Source organism: Streptomyces phytophilus, from assembly GCF_013870535.1.
GTDB classification, from domain to species: Bacteria; Actinomycetota; Actinomycetes; order Streptomycetales; family Streptomycetaceae; genus Streptomyces; species Streptomyces phytophilus.
The window spans coordinates 1-6,017 of record NZ_JACBXC010000276.1 but is presented as its reverse complement, the minus strand read 5'-3'; the positions used below and the strand labels follow the sequence as shown (position 1 = coordinate 6,017).

General features: G+C 73.3%; 4 protein-coding genes and 1 pseudogene. 4 read left to right on the top strand and 1 reads right to left on the bottom strand.

Annotated features, from left to right (window positions below):
- Together H5J30_RS14685 and H5J30_RS14680 are read left to right on the top strand one after the other, a co-directional pair.
- A partial coding sequence (locus H5J30_RS14685; RefSeq protein WP_258563315.1) for a polysaccharide lyase beta-sandwich domain-containing protein occupies window positions 1–566 on the top strand: 566 nt, incomplete at its 5' end.
- Between the two features lie 115 nt (window positions 567–681).
- On the top strand, window positions 682–1,215 hold the full coding sequence (locus H5J30_RS14680) for an N-acetyltransferase (RefSeq protein ID WP_309505531.1): 534 nt from the start codon (window positions 682–684) through the stop codon (window positions 1,213–1,215).
- 153 nt (window positions 1,216–1,368) lie between these two features.
- Here the strand turns inward: H5J30_RS14680 and H5J30_RS14675 are convergent, their stop codons facing one another.
- Window positions 1,369–4,020 carry an ABC transporter substrate-binding protein gene (locus H5J30_RS14675; RefSeq protein ID WP_181787880.1) on the bottom strand — a complete coding sequence of 884 codons (2,652 nt, stop codon included), beginning with the start codon at window positions 4,018–4,020 and terminating at the stop codon, window positions 1,369–1,371.
- Window positions 4,021–4,351: 331 nt separating this feature from the next.
- Here H5J30_RS14675 and H5J30_RS14670 point away from each other — a divergent pair, with 331 nt between their 5' ends.
- Both H5J30_RS14670 and H5J30_RS14665 read left to right on the top strand, forming a co-directional pair.
- The gene (locus H5J30_RS14670; protein WP_181787881.1) at window positions 4,352–5,659 is read left to right on the top strand and encodes an MFS transporter; all 1,308 of its coding nucleotides are present in this window, start codon (window positions 4,352–4,354) and stop codon (window positions 5,657–5,659) included.
- Between the two features lie 77 nt (window positions 5,660–5,736).
- Window positions 5,737–6,017 (top strand): annotated as a pseudogene (locus H5J30_RS14665) (hypothetical protein); the annotation flags it as partial.

Genomic DNA, 6,017 nt, shown 5'->3' with positions numbered 1-6,017 from the left:
ACGTCTTCCTGGACGCGCCCCGCGTCCGGGTCGGCCTTGAGGACGTCACCCGCAGCCGCCGCGTCGTCCGCACCGCGAACCCGGACACGGCGGTGACACGCACGGTGTTCAGCGCCGCCGTCGACCACGAGCCGCGGCACGGGCTCGCGCGCCTGGCGTACGCCCTGGTGCCGCACGCCTCCGCCGCGCAGTTGGACGCGTACCGCCGCCGCGGCCCGCTCACCGTGACCGCCAACTCCCCGCGCCTGCAGGCCGTCCGCCACCCCGCCCTCCGTCTGACCGCCGCCAACTCCTTCACCCCCGGCCGCCACGACACCGCGGGGCTGAGCATCGACGGGCCCGCCTCGGTGCTCGTACGGACCGGGGAGGACGGGCGCGTCGGCGTCGCCGTCGCGGACCCGACGATGGACCGCGACACGGTGACCGTGGTGCTGCGCGGACGGCCGCTGCGGAAGGCCGCGGGGGACGGCGGGGTCCGGGTCGGCCGCGTGCCCGGCGGGACGAAGCTGGTGGTGGACACGCATCACGCCTACGGCAGGAGCCTGACGGTGAGCCTGGAGAAGTAGGCGGGCAGCCGGGGCACATCGTCCGGTTCGGGGCCATGTGCACGCGGGGCTGCGGGGCTACCCTGTGGTCACAGGGGCTCGGACATGGGCGGCCGGCCTGACCGGGGGAGGACGAGTGTCTGAGTTGTTCTTACGCGGCCTGAGCCGGTGGCAGGCGGACACGCAGCGCGAGGCCGTGGCGGACGTGTACGTCGCGTCGTACAACGGCGCGGTCGGCGGCGCGGTCCCCGAGCGGGAGGGCTTCCTGCGCCGGCTCGAAGACCACGTGCAGCGGCCCGGGTTCGAGATGGTGCTGGCCGGGGGCGACCGCCCGGTGGGCTGCGCGTACGGGTTCCGGGCCGACCGCTCCGGCGTGTGGTGGCCGGACTTCCCTGAAGGGCCGCCGCTGGCGCTGGCAGAGGTCACCTCGTCCCCGCGGGCGTTCGTGGTGGCGGAGCTGATGGTGGTGCCGGACCAGCGCCGCCGGCACATCGCCACGCGGCTGCAGCAGCACCTGCTGGCCCGCTGGGCGCCGTCCCCCGCGGTGGCGCTGCTGCCGCAGGACAACGCGGCGGCGGGTGCGGCGTACCAGACCTGGGGCTGGACCAGGACCGGCAGCCTCCATCCCGTACCACCGGTGCCGCCGCTGGACCTCTGGACGCACAGGTAGGCCGAAGGACCCGCTGACGGCGCCCGGCGGGCCGCGCTCCCTTCACGGGCGTACGACCCGCGCGGGCCGGGTCCTGCTCCGGGACCCGGTCCAAGCCGGTCCCGTTACCGCCTGGGGCGCGCGGTACGCCGCAGGGACCGCCGCTGACAGCCCCTACGGCTGCGCCGGGATGATGCAGCTGTCGTCCCTTGCCGGCGCGCGGCCCGTGGGCCAGGCCACGCCGTCGAGCGTCACCTTCTTCGAGTGGGGTTCGACCTCCACCACCGCGAGCGCCTTGTTGTAGGGGTTGCCCGCGTTGGTGAGGCAGACCAGGCCGCTCGCTCCGCGTACCCGCAGATCGGAGTTGAGCTTGCCGAGGTCCATTCTGACCCGCTCGGCCGAGGGCACGTCCTGTTCGCTCGTGTGCACGGCGCGCGCCAGTGCCCGCGACGCTGTGAGGACGACGTCGTGTGTGACGATGGTGCGCCCGTCGTCGAGTTGCACCTCGCCGATGGCGCCCTCCAGCGCCGCAATGTCCTGACGCAGCGTGGTCATCGCGTCGGCGGACTCACGGAGATACAGCGGCGGTTCCGCCTCGGAGGGGTGGGAATCCTGCCACCTGGCCAGCTCGGTGGCCCACGTGTCGGGGTGCGCGGGCGCGGCGTAGCGGATGGTGACCGACGGTTTGCCGGCGCCCGGGTCGCCGCGCAGCGCGGCGCGTTCGGTGTCGCTGAGGCGCCGGTCGAGCGTCGTGGCGTCGGAGCCGGTGATGACGGTGTAGGCGGGCTTTTCCCGGCAATAGGTGTTGGCCAGCTTCTTGACGAACAGCTCCAGGTGGAAGGCGCGGCCGGCGAAGTAGACGACGTCGGCGCGGGAACGGCAGATGTTCGCCGCGAAGTCCTCGAACTCGTTCGCCGTATAGCCCTCCTCCTCCACCCCCGGAGACGTGAAGCGCATGTCCTGGACGCCGGTGCCCTGTCCGTCCCCGCCCGCACCGGCGGAGTCCCTGGCCGCGCCGAAGGTCTCGCGCAGCGAGCGGTTGTAGTTGTCGCCCGGCCGGTAGTCGGCGACCAGCGCGGTCTCCGCGCCGGCGAGGTCCCGGTCGAACGCGAGCAGCGCCTGCGCCTGGTCCCGGGTCGTCGACACCACCCGGGCCAGACCGGGGTACGGAACCTGGTCGGTGCCCTCCGGGTTGGCGAAGTCGTCGGCGGTCACCACGCTGGCGACGGCCGGGACGCGCATCTCCCGGGTGACGTACTCAAGAGCCGCCTTGGTGGGCTTCAGGCTGAGGTTGAAGCCGACGACGGCCCGCAGGCCCGGCTCGTCACGGTCGAGCTGCTCGACCGCCTTGTGCCAGTGCCCGTAGCCGCGGCCCGGGTTCGCCAGCACCAGGCGGATCGGCGGCTTGACGGAGTCCGCGCTGTTGGCGCGGGCCTGGGCGAGGTACGCGCCCTGCACCTCGCTGAGGATCTGCCGCTGTACCGCCGCGTTGTCCGACTCCAGCGGGATGAGGAGCGCCACCGTCGCGTGCTTCTCTCCGGCCACCGCCTCGTTCTGTTCCGCTATGCGGGCGGACACCTCGGGCATGCCCTCGACGTCCGGCATGAACACCCCGGTGCCGTCGGAGACGCCGATGCACTCGCCGTCCTGAACGTACAGCCCGGCACCGCAGCTCTCCGGTTCGCCGAAGAGGAGGAGGTAGCCGAGGACTCCGGCGGTGCCCAGCACGACGACGGCCGCCGCGGCCGTCAGAGGGCCCCAGGACCGGCGCCCACTCGGTTCGCGCTGCCGCCCCGGTCCCGCGGTCTCCAGCCGCACCTGCAGCAGCCGGCCCGGCAGCTCGTCGTCCCCGCCCTGGGACCGGAGCTTCCCGATCCGCTCCCGGTCGCGATAGCGGTCCGGGATCGCCCGCGCGAGCTCGTCCGTCGCCACCGCCTCCCGTGCGCCGTGCACGGGTTCGGCGCCGCCCGGCCGGGCGGTGGTGACGACCAGCGGGGATACCCGCAGCCCGCGGGACCTGCCGTCGCTCAGCGAGAGGACGGTGTCCCTGATGATCCGGCGCGCGGGCACCGTGTCCACGTCCGGGAGGAGGACGACGGGCCGGCGGGCCCGGTTGAGGCGGCGTACGAGGCCGTAATGCGCGTCGACGTCGGCGAGCAGCGCCTCGACGAGCAGCGTCACCTTCGCGTCCGCCGGCTCGTCCCGGTACCGGAGCAGCCTCTCGCAGGCCGCGGCGTTGGTACGTACCCCGAAGCGCTGCCGGTACCAGCGCAGCGTCCTGCCGTACGGGAACCGCAGTACGTTGGCCAACTCCAGCACCGCCCCCACCCAGCCGCCCATCAGCCCGCGCACGTGCTCGCTCCGGCCGGCGGTTTCGAACCGGCGGGCCGTCTCGGACCGTGTGCGCCGCCGCTCCGCCGCGATCGCGTCCTTGATGTGCCTGTCGAGGTCGGGGATGTGCCGCTCGGGCAGCTCCTCGTCGATCGGGGACCACTCGTAGAGGGCTGTACGGGCGGCGGCGAAGCGCGGGAAGACGAGCGGGAGCCCGCGCGCCACCCTGCCGACGCCCCCGCATCCCTCGGCGATCCCGTGCAGGCGCCGGACGACTTCCAGCTCCTCCGTGGATGCCTCGATGTCGCTCGGGTGGTTCATCGGGACCACACCGCGGTACCGGGCGAGCAGACCGGTGCACCATTCACCGAGGAGTTCGGCTTCTCCCTCGACCTGGAGCAGGAGCGCGCCGGCGCCGCGCTCGAAGCGGACCCGGCCACGCACGAATCGGCGCCGAAAGCTCAACTGATCGATGACAGCGTCCAGTCGCTCCACTGCTTCTCCCTGTCGACAGCGGTAAACGACGAGCACTATAGGGAATAAGTGATGTTGATCACATGGAGACGGTGCGCACGGCTGATTCCTTACCTTCTCGGTTGACGTGCGTCGATGGATCCCGCTCGCTCGTGACCGGCGAGCCGACCGGCCGGAGGGTCTGCTGTCCCTCGGTTGCCCGCCCCCGGTGGGCTTCCTACGCTGGCGGGATGAGCGATTGCGCGGCGCGGCCCGGCCGCGCGGCCCGCCTGTGACGCCCCGGCTGCTCCGGCCGCGCGGGCGGCGGCACGGCGGTGGGGCCGGGGGGTTCGACCGTCGGCTGGTGCCGCCGATGGTCCTCGGCTCGATCCTCAACCCCATCAACTCCTCCATGCTCGCGGTCGCCCTCATCCCCATCGGCCGCGCCTTCGGCCAGCCGCCCTCGCAGACCGCCTGGCTGGTCTCCGGCCTCTACCTCGCCACCGCCGTCGGCCAGCCCGTGATCGGCCGGCTCGTCGACGCGTACGGGCCGCGTCTGCTCTACCTGTGGGGGACCGCGGTCGTCGGCCTCGCCGGGCTGGTGGGCGTGCTCGCGCCCAACCTGTGGGTGCTGGTCGTCTCCCGGGTGCTGCTCGGCTTCGGCACCTCCGCCGCGTACCCCGCGTCGATGTCCGTCCTGCGCACCGAGTCCGAACGCACGGGTGCGCGGAGCCCGACCGGGATCCTGGCGGTCCTGTCGGTCTCCAACCAGGTGATCGCGGTCGTCGGACCGGCGCTGGGCGGGCTGCTCATCGGCGCGGGCGGCTGGCACCTGATCTTCGCCATCAACGTGCCGCTGGCCGCCGCCTGCCTGCTCCTCGGCCTGCGGCTGCCCAGGGGCGGCGCGCTGCCGTCCGGCGCGCGGGCCGACGTGTCCGGCATGGTGCTGTTCGCCGGGTCGCTGACCGCGTTCATGCTGTTCCTGATGGATCCGGCCGCCGTCCGGTGGTTTCTGCCGGCCGCCGGGGCGGTGCTGGGCGCGGTGTTCGTACGGCGCCAGATGGCCGTCGCCGAGCCGTTCATAGACCTGCGGGTGCTCGGCGGCAACGTGCCGCTGCTGGCCACGTACGCACGTCAGTTGCTGGCGTACACCACCGCGTACGCCTTCCTCTACGGCTACAGCCAGTGGCTCCAGGAGGGCCGCGGCATCGACGCCTCCCAGGCGGGCCTGCTGCAGCTGCCCACGGCCGTGGCGGCGCTCGGCGTCACCGCGCTGACCGGGCGGCACGCGCAGGTACGGGGCAAGCTGGCGGCCGGTTCGCTGATCCAGGTCGCCGTCTGCGCCGCGCTGCTGCTGCTCACCTCCGGCACTCCCGTGTGGGCGCTGGTCCTGCTGGCCGCGGGATTCGGGCTCCCGCAGGGGCTGAACGGCCTGGCCAACCAGAACGCCCTGTACGCGCAGGCCGAGCCGGCCCGGATGGGTGCGTCGGCCGGGCTGCTGCGCACGTTCATGTACCTGGGCGCGCTCCTCTCCTCCGCCGCGACCGCCGCCTTCTTCGAGGCCGGGGCCACCACCGCCGGGCTGCACGACCTGGCCTGGCTGATGACCGGCGTGGCGGTACTGAACCTGCTCTTCAGCCTGACCGACCGCTCGCTGGCCCGGATCGGCCGCGAGGGCTAGTCAATCTGCGTCCTCGCTATTCACCCGGAAGGGGCGAATAAAGTGCGGATGGGGCAGAAGTGGCTACGCTCAGTCGCGTGCCGGGTACCCATGCCGCCGTGCTGCCGCGACTCTGCCGCGCCGTGATCGCCCTTCTCGCCGGGCTGGCGATCGTCGTGCTGGCCCCGGTGTTCGCGTGCGTGGACGCCGGTACGCCGCACCACGAGGGCGCCGAGAGCCTGCGGGAGAGCACGCTCGCGGTCGCGCTGGCGCCGGCCACGTACGCGGAGGCGCCGCCCGAGCACACGGCCGTGCACACGGGGGACCACCTCGACGACCACGCCGGCCACGCCGACTGCAGCGAGCCGTGCTGCGAGCC

Excerpts from the sequence above, each read along its gene's own strand:
- H5J30_RS14670 (WP_181787881.1), top strand. The coding sequence starts at position 4,352 with ATGGTCCTCGGCTCGATCCTCAACCCCATCAACTCCTCCATGCTCGCG.